General features: G+C 63.5%; 13 protein-coding genes. 8 read left to right on the top strand and 5 right to left on the bottom strand.

From position 1 onward, the window contains the following. The first annotated feature begins 63 nt into the window (after nt 1-63). The gene (oqxA, locus tag ACLH1U_RS22035) at nt 64-1,239 is read left to right on the top strand and encodes a multidrug efflux RND transporter periplasmic adaptor subunit OqxA (protein ID WP_023290702.1); all 1,176 of its coding nucleotides are present in this window, start codon (nt 64-66) and stop codon (nt 1,237-1,239) included. Between the two features lie 23 nt (nt 1,240-1,262). After that, nucleotides 1,263-4,415, top strand: a complete 3,153-nt coding sequence (gene oqxB, locus ACLH1U_RS22030) for a multidrug efflux RND transporter permease subunit OqxB (protein ID WP_102007154.1) — start codon at nt 1,263-1,265, stop codon at nt 4,413-4,415. Nucleotides 4,416-4,479: 64 nt separating this feature from the next. Here oqxB and ACLH1U_RS22025 read toward each other — a convergent pair whose 3' ends face one another. The 4 genes from ACLH1U_RS22025 to ACLH1U_RS22010 all read right to left on the bottom strand — a co-directional run bounded on the left by ACLH1U_RS22025 (nt 4,480) and on the right by ACLH1U_RS22010 (nt 7,443). Then, nucleotides 4,480-4,959 (bottom strand): RrF2 family transcriptional regulator, encoded by a 480-nt coding sequence (locus ACLH1U_RS22025; protein WP_023290703.1) that lies wholly within the window; start codon nt 4,957-4,959, stop codon nt 4,480-4,482. Between the two features lie 272 nt (nt 4,960-5,231). Then, the gene (locus ACLH1U_RS22020; RefSeq protein ID WP_023290704.1) at nt 5,232-5,624 is read right to left on the bottom strand and encodes a DUF6379 domain-containing protein; all 393 of its coding nucleotides are present in this window, start codon (nt 5,622-5,624) and stop codon (nt 5,232-5,234) included. 11 nt (nt 5,625-5,635) lie between these two features. After that, nucleotides 5,636-6,649, bottom strand: coding sequence for a sugar phosphate isomerase/epimerase family protein (locus ACLH1U_RS22015; protein WP_049013851.1), 1,014 nt, complete (start codon nt 6,647-6,649; stop codon nt 5,636-5,638). A gap of 20 nt (nt 6,650-6,669) precedes the next feature. Further along, nucleotides 6,670-7,443 carry a TIM barrel protein gene (locus ACLH1U_RS22010; RefSeq protein WP_050533618.1) on the bottom strand — a complete coding sequence of 258 codons (774 nt, stop codon included), beginning with the start codon at nt 7,441-7,443 and terminating at the stop codon, nt 6,670-6,672. Nucleotides 7,444-7,663: 220 nt separating this feature from the next. Here ACLH1U_RS22010 and ACLH1U_RS22005 point away from each other — a divergent pair, with 220 nt between their 5' ends. From ACLH1U_RS22005 to ACLH1U_RS21995, 3 genes are all read left to right on the top strand, one after another. Next, nucleotides 7,664-9,121, top strand: coding sequence for an MFS transporter (locus ACLH1U_RS22005; RefSeq protein WP_044524423.1), 1,458 nt, complete (start codon nt 7,664-7,666; stop codon nt 9,119-9,121). A gap of 127 nt (nt 9,122-9,248) precedes the next feature. After that, a complete protein-coding gene (locus ACLH1U_RS22000) occupies nt 9,249-10,748 on the top strand; it encodes a GMC oxidoreductase (protein WP_044524424.1) in 1,500 nt (499 codons plus the stop codon). A gap of 269 nt (nt 10,749-11,017) precedes the next feature. Further along, nucleotides 11,018-12,265 carry an MFS transporter gene (locus ACLH1U_RS21995; protein WP_023290709.1) on the top strand — a complete coding sequence of 416 codons (1,248 nt, stop codon included), beginning with the start codon at nt 11,018-11,020 and terminating at the stop codon, nt 12,263-12,265. A gap of 11 nt (nt 12,266-12,276) precedes the next feature. Here ACLH1U_RS21995 and ACLH1U_RS21990 read toward each other — a convergent pair whose 3' ends face one another. After that, the gene (locus ACLH1U_RS21990; RefSeq protein WP_012967405.1) at nt 12,277-12,921 is read right to left on the bottom strand and encodes a TetR/AcrR family transcriptional regulator; all 645 of its coding nucleotides are present in this window, start codon (nt 12,919-12,921) and stop codon (nt 12,277-12,279) included. 202 nt (nt 12,922-13,123) lie between these two features. On the opposite strand from ACLH1U_RS21990, the gene ACLH1U_RS21985 reads away from it, so the two are divergent. Genes ACLH1U_RS21985 through ACLH1U_RS21975 form a run of 3 tightly spaced genes read left to right on the top strand, consistent with a single transcriptional unit; the run spans nt 13,124 to nt 17,281 of the window. Further along, complete coding sequence (locus ACLH1U_RS21985; RefSeq protein WP_411299463.1) at nt 13,124-14,218, top strand: LLM class flavin-dependent oxidoreductase; 1,095 nt, start codon at nt 13,124-13,126, stop codon at nt 14,216-14,218. 20 nt (nt 14,219-14,238) lie between these two features. Then, complete coding sequence (locus ACLH1U_RS21980; RefSeq protein WP_048298064.1) at nt 14,239-14,862, top strand: NADPH-dependent FMN reductase; 624 nt, start codon at nt 14,239-14,241, stop codon at nt 14,860-14,862. Further along, complete coding sequence (locus ACLH1U_RS21975; RefSeq protein WP_121936635.1) at nt 14,837-17,281, top strand: beta-glucosidase family protein; 2,445 nt, start codon at nt 14,837-14,839, stop codon at nt 17,279-17,281. The genes ACLH1U_RS21980 and ACLH1U_RS21975 overlap by 26 nt, the downstream gene beginning before the upstream one ends. Nucleotides 17,282-17,306 lie beyond the last annotated feature (25 nt).

Below are 17,306 nucleotides of genomic sequence, written 5' to 3'. Positions count from 1 at the left end.
GGAAGTGGCGCAGCCTCTCAGGCTGCGTCTTGCCCGGCGGCTACAATGACTGGAATAAAAATAATGAGCCTGCAAAAAAACTGGGGAAACATTCACCTGACCGCGCTCGGCGCGATGATGCTCTCCTTTCTGCTCGTCGGCTGCGACGACAGCGTCGCGCAAAACGCCGCGCCGCCCGCGCCTGCCGTTAGCGCCGCTAAGGTGTTGGTGAAGTCGATCAGTCAGTGGGATAGTTTCAACGGTCGCATTGAAGCGGTGGAGAGCGTTCAGCTCCGCCCCCGCGTCTCGGGATATATTGATAAAGTGAATTATACCGACGGCCAGGAGGTGAAAAAGGGCCAGGTGCTGTTCACGATAGACGACAGAACCTATCGCGCCGCGCTGGAGCAGGCGCAGGCGACGCTGGCGAGAGCCAAAACGCAGGCCAGCCTGGCGCAAAGCGAGGCGAACCGCACCGATAAATTAGTTCATACCAACCTCGTCTCCCGTGAAGAGTGGGAGCAGCGCCGGTCAGCCGCGGTACAGGCGCAGGCCGATATTCGCGCCGCGCAGGCGGCGGTGGATGCCGCGCAGCTTAACCTCGACTTCACCAAAGTGACCGCCCCTATCGACGGCCGCGCCAGCCGCGCGCTGATCACCAGCGGCAACCTGGTCACGGCGGGCGACACCGCCAGCGTGCTCACCACCCTGGTCTCGCAGAAGACGGTGTACGTCTACTTTGACGTCGACGAGTCAACCTACCTTCACTACCAAAATCTCGCCCGCCGCGGGCAAGGCGCGTCCAGCGATAATCAGGCGCTCCCGGTGGAGATTGGCCTGGTTGGCGAGGAGGGCTACCCCCATCAGGGCAAAGTGGATTTTCTCGATAATCAGTTAACGCCGAGCACCGGCACCATCCGCATGCGCGCCCTGCTGGATAACTCGCAGCGGCTGTTCACGCCGGGTCTGTTTGCCCGCGTGCGTCTGCCGGGCAGCGCGGCGTTCCAGGCTACGCTTATCGACGACAAAGCGGTGCTCACCGATCAGGATCGTAAATATGTCTATATCGTTGATAAAGATGGCAAAGCGCAGCGACGTGATATCACGCCGGGGCGGCTGGCCGACGGTTTACGCGTCGTGAAGCAGGGTCTGAAGCCTGGGGATAGCGTCATCGTCGACGGCTTACAAAAAGTGTTTATGCCGGGTATGCCGGTTAACGCCAAAACCGTTGCCATGACCCCCAGCGCCGCCCTCAACTGATCCCTAATCAGAGAATCCAAGACATGGACTTTTCCCGCTTTTTTATCGACAGGCCAATTTTCGCCGCGGTGCTGTCGATTTTAATTTTTATCACCGGGTTAATCGCCATCCCGCTGCTGCCGGTGAGCGAATATCCTGACGTCGTGCCCCCCAGCGTGCAGGTGCGCGCGGAGTATCCCGGCGCCAACCCGAAAGTGATTGCCGAGACCGTGGCGACGCCGCTGGAGGAAGCGATCAACGGCGTTGAAAACATGATGTACATGAAATCGGTCGCCGGCTCCGACGGCGTGCTGGTGACCACCGTAACCTTCCGCCCGGGTACCGACCCGGATCAGGCGCAGGTTCAGGTGCAGAACCGGGTCGCGCAGGCGGAGGCGCGTCTGCCGGAGGATGTGCGCCGTCTGGGGATCACCACCCAGAAACAGTCCCCGACGCTGACCCTGGTGGTGCATCTGTTTTCGCCAAACGGTAAGTACGACTCGCTGTATATGCGCAACTACGCCACGCTGAAGGTGAAGGATGAGCTGGCGCGTCTGCCCGGCGTCGGCCAAATCCAGATATTTGGTTCCGGCGAATATGCGATGCGCGTCTGGTTGGATCCCAATAAGGTGGCGGCGCGCGGGCTGACCGCCTCGGACGTGGTCACGGCAATGCAGGAGCAAAACGTCCAGGTCTCCGCCGGACAGCTTGGCGCCGAGCCGCTGCCGCAGGAGAGCGACTTCCTGATCTCGATTAACGCCCAGGGCCGTCTGCATACCGAAGAAGAGTTTGGCAATATCATTCTGAAAACAGCGCAGGACGGCTCGCTGGTCCGCCTGCGCGACGTGGCGCGCATCGAGATGGGTTCCGGTAGCTATGCGCTGCGCTCCCAGCTCAACAACAAGGACGCGGTCGGGATCGGTATCTTCCAGTCCCCGGGGGCTAACGCCATCGATTTGTCGAACGCCGTGCGCGCCAAAATGGCCGAGCTGGCCACCCGCTTCCCGGAAGATATGAAGTGGGCGGCGCCGTACGACCCGACGGTGTTCGTGCGCGACTCCATCCGCGCGGTGGTGCAGACGCTGCTGGAGGCGGTGGTGCTGGTGGTGCTGGTGGTGATCCTGTTCCTGCAGACCTGGCGCGCGTCGATTATCCCGCTGATCGCGGTGCCGGTATCGGTGGTCGGTACCTTCAGCATACTCTATCTGCTGGGCTTCTCGCTGAATACCCTGAGCCTGTTCGGGCTGGTACTGGCGATTGGTATCGTGGTGGATGACGCCATCGTGGTGGTGGAAAACGTCGAGCGCAATATCGAAGAGGGGCTTGCGCCGCTTGCCGCGGCGCATCAGGCGATGCGAGAGGTCTCCGGGCCGATTATCGCTATTGCGCTGGTGCTGTGCGCGGTGTTCGTGCCGATGGCGTTTCTCTCGGGCGTGACCGGTCAGTTCTACAAGCAGTTTGCGGTGACCATCGCCATCTCCACGGTGATCTCGGCCATCAACTCGCTGACGCTCTCCCCGGCGCTGGCGGCCCTGCTGTTAAAGCCGCACGGCGCGAAAAAAGACCTCCCTACCCGGCTGATCGATCGTCTGTTCGGCTGGATTTTCCGTCCGTTTAACCGCTTTTTCCTGCGCAGCTCGAACGGCTATCAGGGGCTGGTGAGCAAAACCCTCGGCCGCCGTGGCGCGGTGTTTGTGGTGTACCTGCTGCTGCTCTGCGCCGCAGGGGTGATGTTTAAAGTCGTCCCCGGCGGATTTATTCCCACCCAGGACAAGCTGTACCTGATTGGCGGCGTGAAGATGCCGGAAGGTTCGTCGCTGGCGCGCACCGATGCGGTGATCCGCAAAATGAGCGAGATCGGGATGAATACCGAAGGGGTCGATTATGCGGTCGCCTTCCCCGGTCTTAACGCACTGCAGTTCACCAACACGCCGAATACCGGGACGGTCTTTTTTGGCCTGAAACCGTTCGACCAGCGCAAACACTCGGCGGCGGAAATCAACGCGGAGATCAACGCCAAAATTGCGCAAATCCAGCAGGGATTTGGCTTCTCCATCCTGCCGCCGCCGATTTTAGGATTGGGTCAGGGCTCCGGCTACTCCCTGTACATCCAGGATCGCGGCGGGCTGGGCTATGGCGCGCTGCAAAGCGCGGTGAATGCCATGTCCGGGACGATTATGCAGACGCCGGGGATGCACTTCCCGATCTCGACCTACCAGGCTAACGTGCCGCAGCTGGATGTCCAGGTCGATCGCGATAAGGCGAAAGCGCAGGGGGTATCGCTGACCGATCTGTTCGGCACGCTGCAGACCTATCTCGGCTCGTCTTATGTCAATGACTTTAACCAGTTCGGGCGTACCTGGCGCGTGATGGCCCAGGCTGACGGGCCGTACCGCGAGAGCGTGGAAGATATCGCCAATCTGCGCACCCGCAATAATCAGGGCGAAATGGTGCCGATCGGCAGTATGGTGAATATCAGTACCACCTACGGGCCGGATCCAGTGATCCGCTACAACGGTTATCCGGCAGCGGACCTGATTGGCGATGCCGATCCGCGCGTCCTCTCCTCCTCGCAGGCGATGACGCTGCTGGATGCCATGGCTAAACAGGTGCTGCCGAATGGAATGAATATTGAATGGACGGATCTGAGCTTCCAGCAGGCCACCCAAGGCAATACGGCGCTGATCGTCTTCCCGGTGGCGGTGCTGCTGGCGTTCCTCGTGCTGGCGGCGCTGTATGAAAGCTGGACCCTGCCGCTGGCGGTGATCCTTATCGTGCCGATGACGATGCTCTCCGCGCTGTTTGGCGTCTGGCTGACCGGAGGCGATAACAACGTCTTCGTGCAGGTGGGGCTGGTGGTCCTGATGGGCCTGGCCTGTAAAAACGCCATTCTGATCGTCGAGTTTGCCCGCGAGCTGGAGATTCAGGGCAAAGGCATCATGGAAGCCGCGCTGGAGGCGTGCCGCCTGCGACTGCGCCCGATTGTCATGACCTCCATCGCCTTTATCGCCGGGACCATTCCGCTGATCCTCGGCCACGGCGCAGGGGCGGAAGTCCGCGGCGTCACCGGGATCACGGTGTTCTCCGGGATGCTGGGGGTGACGCTGTTCGGTCTGTTCCTGACGCCGGTGTTTTACGTGACGCTACGGAAACTGGTGACCCGCAGTAAGCCGGTCGAGGAGGATCTGCCCGCCTAGCCTGCGGCAAATAACAAAAAACCGTCTTCAAGCTGAAGGCGGTTTTTTTTCGTCAGGGCCAGGATTAATGCGCTTTTTTAAAGCGGGCGATCATTTCCGGTACCGGGTCGCAGCCGCTGGTATCGGCGTTTTTAAGCGCCTCCAGCGCGCTGGCCACGGTATGGCGAGCGAGGACGTTTAGCGAAGCCTGCTCCGCTTCGTCAGCGACCGATTTGAAGTACCAGCAGGCGTTGGCGCTGACCACGCAGCGGGCCGGGACGTCAGGGCGCGACGCCCACAGTTTTTTATCTTCGATAACGGAAAGATAGATATCACGCAGAGTGATTTTGTCCGCCGGGCGGCCAAGATGAATAGAGCCGTTGCGGCCAAGCGTGGAGACAATGATGCCGTCACGGGTGAGCGGAACCATTAATTTGCGGATAAAGCTCGGGTTGGCTTCCAGGCCGTAGGCCAGAATCGCACTCGTCGAACGTTCACCCATCTGCTCCGCCATTGCTACGCTGAGAACCATCTGCAAAGCTGTCGGGAAGCGGTAATCTAACATGGTATTGTCCTGGGTTGCGGTGAATCTTGTTCTTTTTGGCACCGCAGAGGTGAGTAATCAATGAACAACAATATAACAAATACGGGAATTTTTTTGAAGCAATCTGCGGTTAGCCTGCGAAGTAAATTTTCCTATTTCGTCTGCACAGGCGGGCTGAGAAACCGCGCTCTTCCGAAGCGGTTTGACTGGACGGCAATCTCCTCAGCGCTCCCCGGTGGCTGCCCCGTGGTATAGAAATCCGCTGCCATAACGGCAGCGGATCCTGCGGGAGGTTACGCCGTTAACTCCAGCTCGGTTTCAAAGGTGGTCACCGGCACAAACGGCAGATAGGAGATCCGCAGCCTCTCGGCCACCTTCAGGCGATGCCAGCCGGCCGGCAGGCCGCCGGGTTTGAGCACCGTGATGGTCGCCTTTTCACCGAAGTTCCACCGGTCGTCGTAAACGCTCTCCAGCTCGTCGAGCGTCCACTCCCGGCCGCGCAGCGCCAGGCGGATCGCCTGCCGCGGGATGGCTTCGCCGTTGAGGGTCACGGCGATATCTTCCACCATCGACAAACCCAGACCGCGGTAGTAAGGCAGACGGGCCAAAAAGCGCACGCCGATAACTTCCCCGTCGCGGGTGACGTTGCCGAAACCTTCGCGGCAGATAATATGCTGATCAAACATGATAATGCTCCTTACTGACCCAGCAGCGCCGGGGGTGGGGTTTCATCTAACAGGCGACAGAACATCAGCTGCTGGCGGCGGACCTGCTCCAGGCTGTCCACCTCCTGCGCATCTTCCACCCAGCGGTTGCCTTCATACTCGGAGCACACATACCCCTCATAGCCGCCCTTCTGCAGCACGCGGAAGATCTCATCGTAGGGAATTGACCACTCGCTTATCTCGTCGGTCATCTCATAGAATTTGGCATGAATGTTGTGGATCCGCGGCATAAAATCGAGCATCCGCTTCGGCTCGAACGCCGCGTTGTGGCGCAGCGTTTCCGCCATCGCCAGCTGCGGGCCCGGCCCCCATTTTTGCATCACATCCAGGATCACGTATTCGCTGAGCGTCCGCTCCTCATAGGCTTTCTCGATAAAATCCGCCGCCGCCTGCGGGCAACCGTTACGAATAAAGCGCTCTTTCCACACCCGCGGGAAGCGGGCTAAAAACATCCCCATATCCGGCAGGAAGCCCAGCGCCCGGGTGTTGGCTTTTTCATAGGCTTCGGCATGGCGAATAATCCACGGATGGTCGAAATGCAGCGGGGCGTGCACCTCCAGCAGAATGGTGATCCCTTTGTCTTCCGCATAAGGCGCCGCCGCCACCAGCACCTCCGGCGCCACGGAAACCAGAGAGCGGATAAAGCGCATGCCCAGCCGGGCGGCAAAATCGATGTCGTTTTGCACGCTGCGCACCTGCTCGTCAAACGGCATCGGCCGGTCTTTATAGCGTTTATAGTCGAGCATAAAGTCATGGCACACCGGCACCGTGTCATGGCGCTGCATCAGACGGCGCCAGTCGGCGATCGCCGCCTCCGGCATGCCGCACTCCGGCCAGCCGGCGAAGGTCTGTTCGCCGACGACTTCAATGCCGCGGGCGCCGAACGCCGCGCAGTGACCGATCGCCTGATCGAGGGACATCTTGCCGAGATAGGTCTCATTCTGAAAGCTGTACAGACTGACGCCGCGTTTTATTTTCTGAGTCATAAAAGTACCAGGTAAGTTGGTTAACAGGATAAGCCGGTCGCTTCGCGGGCGCGGGCCACCGAGGCCGCTGCGGGCAGCGACGGTTTATACTCCAGGCCAATGGCCCCGTTGTAGCCCAGGCGTTGCAGCCGGGCGATCACTTCTGGCCACTCGCCGCTGCGCGGATCCGGTTCGTTACGTTCCGGCGCCTGCGCTATCTGCACGTGTCCCACCCGGTGCATTCTGCCGCCGAGCACCTCCTCCATCTCCTCTTCCATCACCAGCGAGTGATAGACGTCAAACAGCAGCTGCAGCCGCGGGCTGTCGACCGCCTCGATAATGTCCAGCGCCAGCCGGGTGTCGTTTAAGAACATCCCCGGATGATCGATGCGGGTGTTGAGCGGCTCCAGCAGCAGAGTGACCCCGGCGGCTTCCGCCAGCGTCGCCGCCTGGCGCAGGATATGGATCGCCTGCGCCTGCTGTTCGGCGATCGCCACCCCTTCGCGGCTGAAGCCGGAGGCCACCACCAGCGGCGGCGACCCCAGCTGGCGCGAGGCCGCCAGGCTGTCGCTCACTGCCGCCAGAAACTGCTCATGCTCCGCCGGATCCACCAGGCTGCGCCGGGGCTCCACCACGAAGCTCGACAGCCTCACGCCGGTCTCCTCCAGCGCCTGCGCCAGCGCCGCCAGCGGTTTATCACGCCAGAGATGAAACTCAACGTGGCTGAATCCCTGCGCTTTCGCCGCCCGGACCCGATCGCTGAAATCGGGATACTCTTCACGAAACAGCCATTCAATACATGCGGACAAATACATCCGACCCCCTTCTCTACTTGCCAGATCAAAACAAACAAAATTAGAATAAGAATTCTTATTCTGTTTCGGAGCGGCAGTGTGACGCCTTCCCTTCTGGCTTCGCGGTCAACAGCAGGATCTGACGCGGCATAACCAGAATGAGTGCTCTAATTCTAATCTCTGGTTGCTATAAATTGTCAACATCATTTAACAAGTTTTTAACCAAATCTGAAGGTACATCATGCTCAATAACGCTTCGGCGGCCGCGGTTCAGGCGCCTCCCTATACCAGCGAGCGGCAGCGCACGCTGGCCACGCTGGTGGTTTCGATAGCGCTGGTGCTGGAGATCATCGACGTCTCGATCATTAATGTCGCCATCCCGGTGGTACAGCGGGATCTGCTCGCCAGCCCGCGGCAAATTGAATGGGTGGTCACCGGCTACCTGTTCTTTTTCTCCATTCTGCTGCTCACCGGCGGTCGGCTCGGCGATCTGTATGGCTACCGGCGGCTATTTATCAGCGGACTGCTGGCGTTTGGCGCTGCGTCGGCCGGCTGCGGGCTGGCCGCCAGCCCGGAGATGCTGGTGGCGATGCGTATTGCGCAGGGGGCCAGCGGGGCGATGATGGGCCCGCAAATCCTCTCCCTGATGCAGGTTCTGTATCGCCCGCACGAACGTTTCCGGGTGATGAGTATTTTCGGCCTGCTCGGCGGCGCCGCCGGGATCCTCGGCCCGGTTCTCGGCGGGATCATCATCGAAAGCAATCTGTTCGGCCTCAGCTGGCGGCCGATCTTTTTGATCAACGTGCCGGTGATCGTCGTCGCCGTGATACTGGCCTGGCGGGCGCTGCCGGCGGTGCGCAGCCCGGCGGCCAAAGGTATCGATCCGCTGGGTACCCTGCTGGCGGTGGTGGGCGGCGGCGCGCTGCTGCTCACCCTGATCGAAGGCCCCGCCCTGCGCTGGCCGCTATGGATGGCGCTGCCGCCGCTGCTGTCGCTCATCACGGTGGCCCTCCTCTGGCGACATCTGCTGGGCCGTGAACGCCGGGGCGGCACGCTGTTGTTACCCCCCGCGGTGCTGCGCGACCGCTTCTTTCGCGCCGGGATCGTCATCACCCTGCTCTATCAGCTGACCACCGCCTCGCTGCTGCTGGCCACCGCGCTGGTGCTGCAGAGCGGGCTGGGCTTCAGCCCGTTCCATACCGCCCTGCTGCACATCCCCTTCGCCCTCGGGGCGATGTTTTCCATCGCCGTCGCCGGCCGCCGGCTATCGCCTCGTCTTGGGCGTAACGTGACGCTGGTCGGGGTGGCCGTGCAGATGAGCGGCCTGCTGCTGATGGGCTACGGGATCGCCGCGGCGCCGGGGACGCTGCCGCTGACCGCGCTGGGTCTCGGGTTCGGCCTGTGCGGCTGTGGGATGGGGCTTATCTCCGCCCCGCTGCCGGCCTTTGCCATGGCGGCGATCCCGGTGGCCCACGCCGGCGCGGCGTCGGGATTATTTCGCACCGGCCAGCAGTTTGGCGCCGCCCTCGGCATGGCGACCCTTGGCGGTTTCTATCTGGCGCAAAGCGCCTCCGCGCCGGACGCCTGGCGCGGGGCGTTTATCACCCTGCTGACCCTTGGCGCCCTGATCCTGCTGGCGATTGCCGCCCTCAGCCGCCTGCTGCCCGTCTCGGTGCTTCCCCCGCCCGGGAAGCCATGACCTATCGCGTCCGGCAATGGCTGCTATCATGAGGAACCATTTATCAGGACGCACAAAGCTGTAGTACCTATTTTCTGTACACCTGCAACGGGCATGCGCCCGGAGAACAACAAAGGCAAGGACTGATATGGATGAGAACATCGATGTACTGATTATTGGCAGCGGCCCGGTAGGCGCCGCTTTCGCGCGGCGGATTGCCGACCGCCGCGCCGCGCGGATCCTGGTGGTGGAAGCCGGCGAAGCGCTGACGCCCGCCACCGGGGTTAATATCCGCAACCTGGCGCCAGCGCAGCGGGAAACGGCCTACGACCGCGCCCGGGCGTTTCCGCTGGCCGCCCTGCCGGAAAACCTGCCGGCAGACGCCCTGCAGGCGCGGCCCGGCACCCATCTTCTCGACCCGACGGCGCCCCACAGCGGCATGCCGGCCGCCGCGCTCTCCACTAACCTCGGCGGCATGGGCGTCCACTGGACCTGCGCCTGTCCGCGACCGGGCGGCAGCGAAGTCATTCCCTTTCTCGATCCCCGGGAGATGGCCGACGCCTGGGAGTCGGCAGAGCATTATCTTCAGGTGACCCGCGAAGGATTTCCGGCCACCGCCATCGGCCGGCAAATCGTCGATGCCCTTAATCAGCACTTCGCCAGCGACCGTCCGCCGGCGCGGCTGGCGCAGCCTATGCCGCTGGCCTGCGCCGCAACGCCGGAGGGCAAGCCGCGCTGGTCCGGCGTCGACGCGGTGCTCGGCGAGCTGGCGGAGGAAGAGACCCGCCGCCAGCGCGGGGTGGAGATCCGCACCGCCACCCTGTGCACGCGGATCCTCAGCGAGGACGGCGTCGCCCGCGGGGCGGAGCTGCGCGATCTGCGTACCGGCGAACAGTATGTGGTGACGGCCAAAGCGGTAGTGGTCGCCGCCGATGCGCTGCGTACGCCGCAGCTGCTGTACGCCTCGGGCATCCGTCCGCGGGCGCTGGGGCGCTGGCTCAACGATCAGCCGCAGGTGATCGCCCTGATTGAAGTGGACGCCCCGCCGGCCGCCGTCGCGCCGACCTCCCCGGTGCGCGACGGACGGGACAATGTCTCCGGCGTCACCTGGCTGCCGTTCCATGAGCCCGATTTTCCGTTCCACGGTCAACTGATGCAGATGGATACTTCGCCGATCGCCTTTGCCCAGCCGTCGGGTACCCCGGCGAAGCCGGTGGTGGGCCTGGGGCTGTTCCTCGCCAAGGAGCTGCGCGAGGAGGATCGGATCGTCTTCAGTGATGAAACCGACGCCGTAGGGCTGCCGAAAATGCAGCTGAACTATCAGTTAACCGACGGCGATCGCCGCCGTTTACAGCAGGCGGTGGCAGTGACTGAACGCGTCGGCGCCGCGCTGGGCCGCGTGGCGCCCGGCGGGGAGGCCATGATCCTGCCGGCGGGCACCTCGCTGCATTACCAGGGAACCTGTCGCCTGGGAGAAGCGAACGACGGCAACAGCGTGGCCGACCGCCGCTCGCGGGTCTGGGGTTTTCACAATCTGTACGTCGGCGGCAACGGCGCGATCCCCACCTCAACCGCCTGCAACCCGACGCTGACCAGCGTCGCGCTGGCGATCCTCGCCGCTGACGATATCGTGGCGCGGCTGCTGTAGCGCCTCTGGCTCACCGGGGCACAAGCGGCCCCGCTCCCCGCGAAAGGCGACACCGGTCGCCTTTTTATTGCGGCAAAAAACCATACAAAACCAATGGTATTTTTGTTTGTGATGGATCACATACGTAATCACAATTTTTCCCCGCGCCGTTCCTGCTCCTACTCTTAAATCCGCGGCTATTCCCGCCGCCACCTGTATCCCTGACCTGCATACTAAAAAACCGCGCCGCCGCCAACGACAGGCGACCCGCGCGATAAAAGGAGAACGTCGTGAGCCATAGTCTGAATCCGCCCCACGCGCCGCAAGCCGGCGCGATCCAGGGCATCATCATCGCCCTGACCGCCTTTCTGCCCATCCTGGCGATCGTTTCCCTGGCGCCGGCGGTCCCGACGCTGATCCAGCACTTCGCCGGCGTGCCTTATGTCGAAACCCTGGTGCCGCTGATGCTCACCGCGCCCGGTCTGGTGATCGCCATCGCCGGGCCCTGCACCGGCTGGCTGGCGGATAAATTTGGCCGCCGCAAACTGCTGCTCAGCGCCACGCTGCTGTATGGCATCTGCGGCACAATGCCGCTGTACATCACCTCCCTGACCGGCATCTTTTGCAGCCGCCTCGGCGTCGGGCTGGCGGAGGCGGTGGTATTGACCATCGCTAACACCATGCTGATCGATTACTTTGACGACAAACAGCGCCGCTTCTGGCTGACGGTGCAGGGGGTGATTGGCCCGGCGCTGGCGGTGCTGGTGCTGGCCAGCTCCGGCTATCTGACCGCCCTGCGCTGGAACGGCGCCTTTATGATCTACTTTGTCGCCATCCTGCTGTTTCTGGCGATGTACTTCTGGATGTTCGAACCCGCTCAGGCGGCCCGTCCGCAGCACGCCGCCCAGGCGGCGCAGCATAATCCGTTTCCGTGGCCGCGAGTGATCGCCCTCAGCGTGCTTACCTTTGTCTGCGCCATCATTTATTACGTGTACACCATCAACGGCGCCAACGCCTTTCATACCCTGCAAAACGCCAGCCCGCAGCGTATCGGCCTGATTATGTCGCTGGTCAGCCTCGCCGTGCCGGTCGGTTCGCTGCTGTTCGGTCTGGTCTCCCGCCGCTATACGCCGGAGCGCGTGCTCGCCATCATGCTCTGCCTGATGGGGATCGGAATGCTGGTGGTGGGCGAATCGCGAACGCTGATCGCCATGGGGATCGGCTCCGCCATCCAGCAGCTGGGTGCCGGCATGGCGATTAATGCGATGATTTACTGGGTAGGATCGTTGATTCCGCCCGCCTACTGCGGCCGGGCGATGGGCGCCTGGTCCGGGGCCTTCTTCGCGGGCATGTTCGTCAGCCCGATTATCGTCGGCGCGATCCGCCTGCGGGCCGGGAACGATGTGCTGAGCGCCTTCCTGACGCTCGGCATCGCGGCGCTGGTGCTGGCCGCCGCGATATTTCTTTATACCTTCTCCCGCCATAGCCAGCGCCTGCGTCAGCACAAGCAGGCCAGCGCCTGGCAGTTAGCGAAGTAAAATCCCGCGGCTTAGCCGGCCTCGACGGGGGTAACCAGATAGCTCAGACACATCATGCCCAGATGGCGTTTGAGCTGTTCCCAGTCGCCCTCGCCGGCGGCTTCTGCCGCCGACCCCAGGCCGAGGAAGCGCGCCAGCGCGGCATACGAAACCGTAAAGCAGAAGCGGGCGGCCTGCTCTGGCTCCGGGTGGCGGATCTCCGCCGCGGCGTCGAGCAGCTGGTCGATAAAGGTCTGCTCATTTTTCTGGTAAGCGGCTTTACCAATCCCCGCCACGCGCTCATCATCCGCCCGCGCCATAAACGGCCGCAGGATCCCGGCATGGCGACGCAGATACTCCGCCTGGACATCCATCAGCGCCGGAAGCCGCTGGCGCAGCGGCAGATTGCGCGCGTGCAGCTGCTGGATCAGCTGCTGCCATTCGGCGTCCAGCTCCTGCATCACCTCCATCATGACGGCGATAAACAGATCTTCTTTGCCGCCGAAGCGGGCATAGATCGAGCCGACAGAAACGCCCGAGCGTTTACTGATTTCAGCAATGGTCAGCAGCTCAAAGGTGCCTTCATGCAGGATTTCACGGCTGGCAGCCATCAGCCGCTCCAGCGCCACCCGGCTCCGGTCCTGTTTCGGCTGGCGCATCGCGGGAAGATCGGTCATCGCAGTTCTCACCTCTTTATCCATAGAAAACCCCCGCAGTGTATTGCAGTTAGCGACCACGCTGCAAATTGCCCACCCGACTCCCCCGTCGGCGATGTGGCAAAAGTGTGATGGCGGTCATTTTCATTCTTTGATAAACAACTAGAATCATAATTCTAGTTCTATTTAATAATAACAACCACCACACAACCCAGGAGTTGCTATGCGTTTCTCTGTTTTCCTCGTCGGCCGTTCCACCGCCCCCGAGCAGGATCGTTTTGTCATGCAGTCGCTGATCGATCATGCGCGCCAGGCCGAAGATCGCGGCTTCGATGCGGTCTTTATGCCAGACCATCACTTCACCGGCTATGCGCCGATGTCCAGCGATCCGTTTGTCTTCGCCGCCTACCTGGCCGGCCAGCTGAAAAAGATCCACTTCGGCATGTCGGTGACCACCGTCCCGCTGCACCACCCGGTGCGCTTCGCCGAGCGCGTTAACCTGCTGGATCAACTCACCGAAGGCCGCCTGCTGGTGGGCATCGGCAGCGGCACCACGCCGGAAGAGATGATCGGCTTTGGCGTGAACTACAAGGACGCCTCCAGCCTGCTGCAGGAGAACCTCGATCTGGTCCAGCGGCTGTGGGAGAAAAATATTGAAGACGATCCGATCATTTTCGAAACCGGCCACTATAAGGGCGCGGTAGTCCAGCGCATCGTTCCTGCCCCCTGGCAAAAACCGTTCAACCGCATTATGCCGGTGGCGCTGCGTGAAACCAGCATGCAGCGCGCCGCCGATAACGGCTGGCCGGCCTTTATTCCCGCGTTTACTCCGCCGATCCCGGCCAGCAACGATCCGTTTGGCCAGCTGACCCACTATTTCACCCGCTACCGCGATGCCCTGCTCAACGCCGGCCATAGCGACGAGGTGGTGAACCACTGCCTCTCGTGGACCACCCACACCTGGCAGTGCGTCCATATCGCCCCCACCGACGAGCAGGCCCGCGAAGAGATGCTGCAGATCATGGGCTGGTACGAGCAGGCCATCGACCGGGAATATGAGTACAACAAGCGGGCGGAAGAGTTCAGCGGCGTTACGCTGCACCGCCATCCGGACTGTTTCAGCGAAGAGTGGATCAAAACCTGGTGCCTGTACGGCAGCCCGGAGACCGTCGCCGAGGAGCTGGAACGCCATCAGCAGCTGGGCATCGGCAACGTGCTGCTCGGCTTCACCAACGGCCCGCTGACCGAGGAGCGCCTGCGCCTGAGCCAGCAGTCGATCTCGTTGTTTGCGGACCAGATCCTGCCGCGCTTTCGCTAATCCGACCGGGAGATCCTGCTATGAATAAACCTGCTTTCTCACGCCCGCCGCTGCTGATCGGCATCGGCGGCACCACCCGCCCGGGCTCCAGCACCGAGCGCGCCCTCGCCGCCGCGCTGGCCCACGCCCGCACGCTCGGCGCGCAGACCCAACTGTTCGGCGGCGCTGAACTGGCGGCCCTGCCGCCGTTTAACCCGGAAGTCACCACCCGCACGCCGCAGGAAACGGCGTTTGTCGACGCCGTGCGCCAGGCCGACGGCATTCTGCTGGCCTCGCCGGGCTACCACGGCGGGGTGTCTGGTCTGGTGAAGAACGCCATCGACCTGCTGGAAGATTTGCGCGGCGACAGCCGGGTCTATCTTGATGGCCGGGCGGTGGGCTGCATCGTCACCGCCGCCGGCTGGCAGGGTTGCAACACTACCCTCGGCGCCATGCGCGGGATCGTTCATGCCCTGCGCGGCTGGCCGACTCCGCTGGGGGTGACCCTCAACACCGCCGGCGTGTCGCTGTTCGACAGCGAGGGCCGCTGCACCGACGACGCGGTCCAGCGCGCGCTGGCCACCGTAGCCGAACAAGCGCTGGCCTTCGCCCCCGCCGCCCCCTTACGGAGACATGCCGATGCCTGCGCTCAGTCTGTCGCTTAGCGTTGCCGAAAAAGCGCGGCTCACCGCCGGGATGGGGATGTGGTCCACCCACCCTATCCCCCACTCCACGCTGGGTTCAGTCACCCTGTCCGACGGCCCGATGGGGATCACCGGCGGCCGGGTTGACGAGCGGGATATTGCCCTGCTCAGCCCCTGCGGGCTGGCGCTTGGCGCCAGCTGGGACCGCCAGCTGGTCAGCCGGGTTGGCGGCGTCATCGGCGAGGAGGCGCTGCGCACCGGAACGCAGGCGCTGCTGGCGCCTAACCTGAACCTGTTGCGCAGCCCCCTTGCCGGCCGCGCGTTTGAGCTTTTCGGCGAAGACCCGCGGCATATCGCCGAGCTCGGCGCGGCGTGGATCGACGGCGTCCAGCGCCAGGGGGTAGGCTGCATCGTCAAGCATATGGTCTGCAACGATTCGGAAACCGATCGGCGGACCATGAACGTGGTCGTCGATGAAGCCACCCTGCGCGAAGTCTATTTCTGGCCGTTCGAAGTGGCGGCCAGCCGCGGCGTCTGGGGCATGCTGACCGCCTATAACCGGGTGAACGGGATCTATTGCGCCGAGCAGCATCAGGCCATCAGCCAGTGGCTGAAGCGCGATCTCGGCTGGGACGGGCTGGTGATGTCCGACTGGTTCGGCACCCAGAACGGCCCGGCCAGCTTCCGCGCCGGGCTGGATCTGGAGATGCCGGGCCCGGCCCGCCATATGGGCGAGCGCCTGCTGCCCGCGCTGATGGACACCGACAGCGACGCCCGGCGGCTGGACGATGCCGCCGTCCGGCTGGCGCGGCTGGCCGAACGGGTCAGCCATCCCCTGCCCTGGGATGGCTCTGCCGCCGCCGAGGCGCAGCGGCGTCACACCCTCGAAGAGGCGGCGGCGGCGGGGTTTGTCCTGCTGCACAATCGCCAGCGGCTGCTGCCCCTCGCCGCGCAGGCGGGACAGCGGCTGGCGGTGATTGGCCCCAACGCCACGACGCCCTGCTTCCAGGGCGGGACCTTTGCCAGAGTGGCGCTGATGCCGGGGCTGATCTCTCCTCTGGAGGCCATTCGCCAGCGCTTTTCCGCCGCCGGGGTCGAAATAAGCTATGCCCAGGGGGTGGAGAGCGATTACCGCATCCCGCCTCTGCATCATCTGCCGCTGCGCACCGCCGCCGGCGAGCGCGGCCTGGACGTTGCCTACGCCACCGCCGACGGGGGCGTGGTTCATCAGGAGGTGCGCGACGCCTCCTCGCTGATCTGGTTCCGCGATATGCCGGGCGTCGGCGACATGCTGCGCCTGACCGAACGCGCCACCGTGACGGTAAGCTGCCAGTTCACCGCGCCGGTGAGCGGCCGCTACGGCTTCTGGATCGGCGGCACCGGGGAGATCGCCCTGCAGCTGAACGGCGAGCGCATGGCGACCTTTAACGGCGAGGCGCTGGAGGGGGATATCATGGGCAAGCTGATGCAAGCCCCGCATACCCGTCTCGACTTCCCGCTGCAGGCGGGGGAAACCCTGACCTTCCGGGCCGAGATGGCGCTGGGCAGCAGTATCGCCCACGGCATCTGGTTCGGCTGCCAGCCCCCGCAAACCATCGATCTGCTGCAGCAGGCGGTCGACCATGCCCGGGCGGCCGACAGCGTGGTGCTGGTGATCGGCGAAACGGCCGATGCCGGTCTGGAGAGCATCGACCGGGACGCTACCGCGCTGCCGGCGCATCAGGTCGCCCTGATCCGCGCCGTCTGCGCGGCGAATCCGCGGACGGTGGTGGTGCTCAACGTCGCCCATCCGGTGGATACCGGCTGTCTCGCCGACGCGGCGGCGGTCATGGTCGCCTGGTATCCGGGCCAGGAGTTTGGCCCGGCGCTGGCCTCGGTGCTGGCCGGGGATCGTGAGCCTGGCGGTCGCCTGCCGGTGACCTTCGCCCAGCGTCTGGACGACTATCCGGTGCGCAGTCTGACGCCGGACGCCGCAGGGGACCTCTGGTACCACGAGCGCCAGCAGGTGGGCTATCGCTGGTTTAACGCCCGCGAACGCCCCGCCGCCTGGGCCTTTGGTCACGGTCTGGGGTATGCCGATATCACCCTGAGCGCCGCCGCGCTGACAGGCGACGAGGTGGACGCTCTGCAGCTGCGCTGCCGGCTGGAAAACCGCGCCGCCCGCGCCGGAAAAGCAGTGGTCCAGCTCTACCTGCGGGGGCCGGAGACGGCCTGGTCGGCGCTGGCGGAGTTTGCGGCGGTCAGCGTCCCGGCGCACGAGGAAGCCTCTCTGACCCTTGCCCTGCCGCGTCACGCGCTGCAGCGCTGGCAGGTGCCAGCCCAGGAATGGCGCCTGGCCAGCGGCCCCTGGCAGCTGGCGGTGGGTTTCGCCAGCGACGATATCCGGGCAACCTTCGATTTCGTGCTGACTCCCGACGGGAAAATCAGCCACCGGGGCTAAGCCCGGATCGATGTCAAAGAGGGTC

The sequence above is a fragment of the Klebsiella sp. 1SOBk5mer genome, assembly GCF_046603115.1.
Classification (GTDB): Bacteria; Pseudomonadota; Gammaproteobacteria; order Enterobacterales; family Enterobacteriaceae; genus Klebsiella; species Klebsiella quasipneumoniae.
Note: the sequence above shows the minus strand (reverse complement) of the source record. Positions and strands in the feature narration are given on the sequence as shown.

Bases quoted from the DNA above. Each gene is read 5' to 3' on its own strand.
- oqxA (WP_023290702.1), top strand. From the start codon at position 64: ATGAGCCTGCAAAAAAACTGGGGAAACATTCACCTGACCGCGCTCGGC.
- oqxB (WP_102007154.1), top strand. From the start codon at position 1,263: ATGGACTTTTCCCGCTTTTTTATCGACAGGCCAATTTTCGCCGCGGTG.
- ACLH1U_RS22025 (WP_023290703.1), bottom strand. From the start codon at position 4,959: ATGTTAGATTACCGCTTCCCGACAGCTTTGCAGATGGTTCTCAGCGTA.
- ACLH1U_RS22020 (WP_023290704.1), bottom strand. From the start codon at position 5,624: ATGTTTGATCAGCATATTATCTGCCGCGAAGGTTTCGGCAACGTCACC.
- ACLH1U_RS22015 (WP_049013851.1), bottom strand. From the start codon at position 6,649: ATGACTCAGAAAATAAAACGCGGCGTCAGTCTGTACAGCTTTCAGAAT.
- ACLH1U_RS22010 (WP_050533618.1), bottom strand. From the start codon at position 7,443: ATGTATTTGTCCGCATGTATTGAATGGCTGTTTCGTGAAGAGTATCCC.
- ACLH1U_RS22005 (WP_044524423.1), top strand. From the start codon at position 7,664: ATGCTCAATAACGCTTCGGCGGCCGCGGTTCAGGCGCCTCCCTATACC.
- ACLH1U_RS22000 (WP_044524424.1), top strand. From the start codon at position 9,249: ATGGATGAGAACATCGATGTACTGATTATTGGCAGCGGCCCGGTAGGC.
- ACLH1U_RS21990 (WP_012967405.1), bottom strand. From the start codon at position 12,921: ATGACCGATCTTCCCGCGATGCGCCAGCCGAAACAGGACCGGAGCCGG.
- ACLH1U_RS21985 (WP_411299463.1), top strand. From the start codon at position 13,124: ATGCGTTTCTCTGTTTTCCTCGTCGGCCGTTCCACCGCCCCCGAGCAG.
- ACLH1U_RS21980 (WP_048298064.1), top strand. From the start codon at position 14,239: ATGAATAAACCTGCTTTCTCACGCCCGCCGCTGCTGATCGGCATCGGC.
- ACLH1U_RS21975 (WP_121936635.1), top strand. From the start codon at position 14,837: ATGCCTGCGCTCAGTCTGTCGCTTAGCGTTGCCGAAAAAGCGCGGCTC.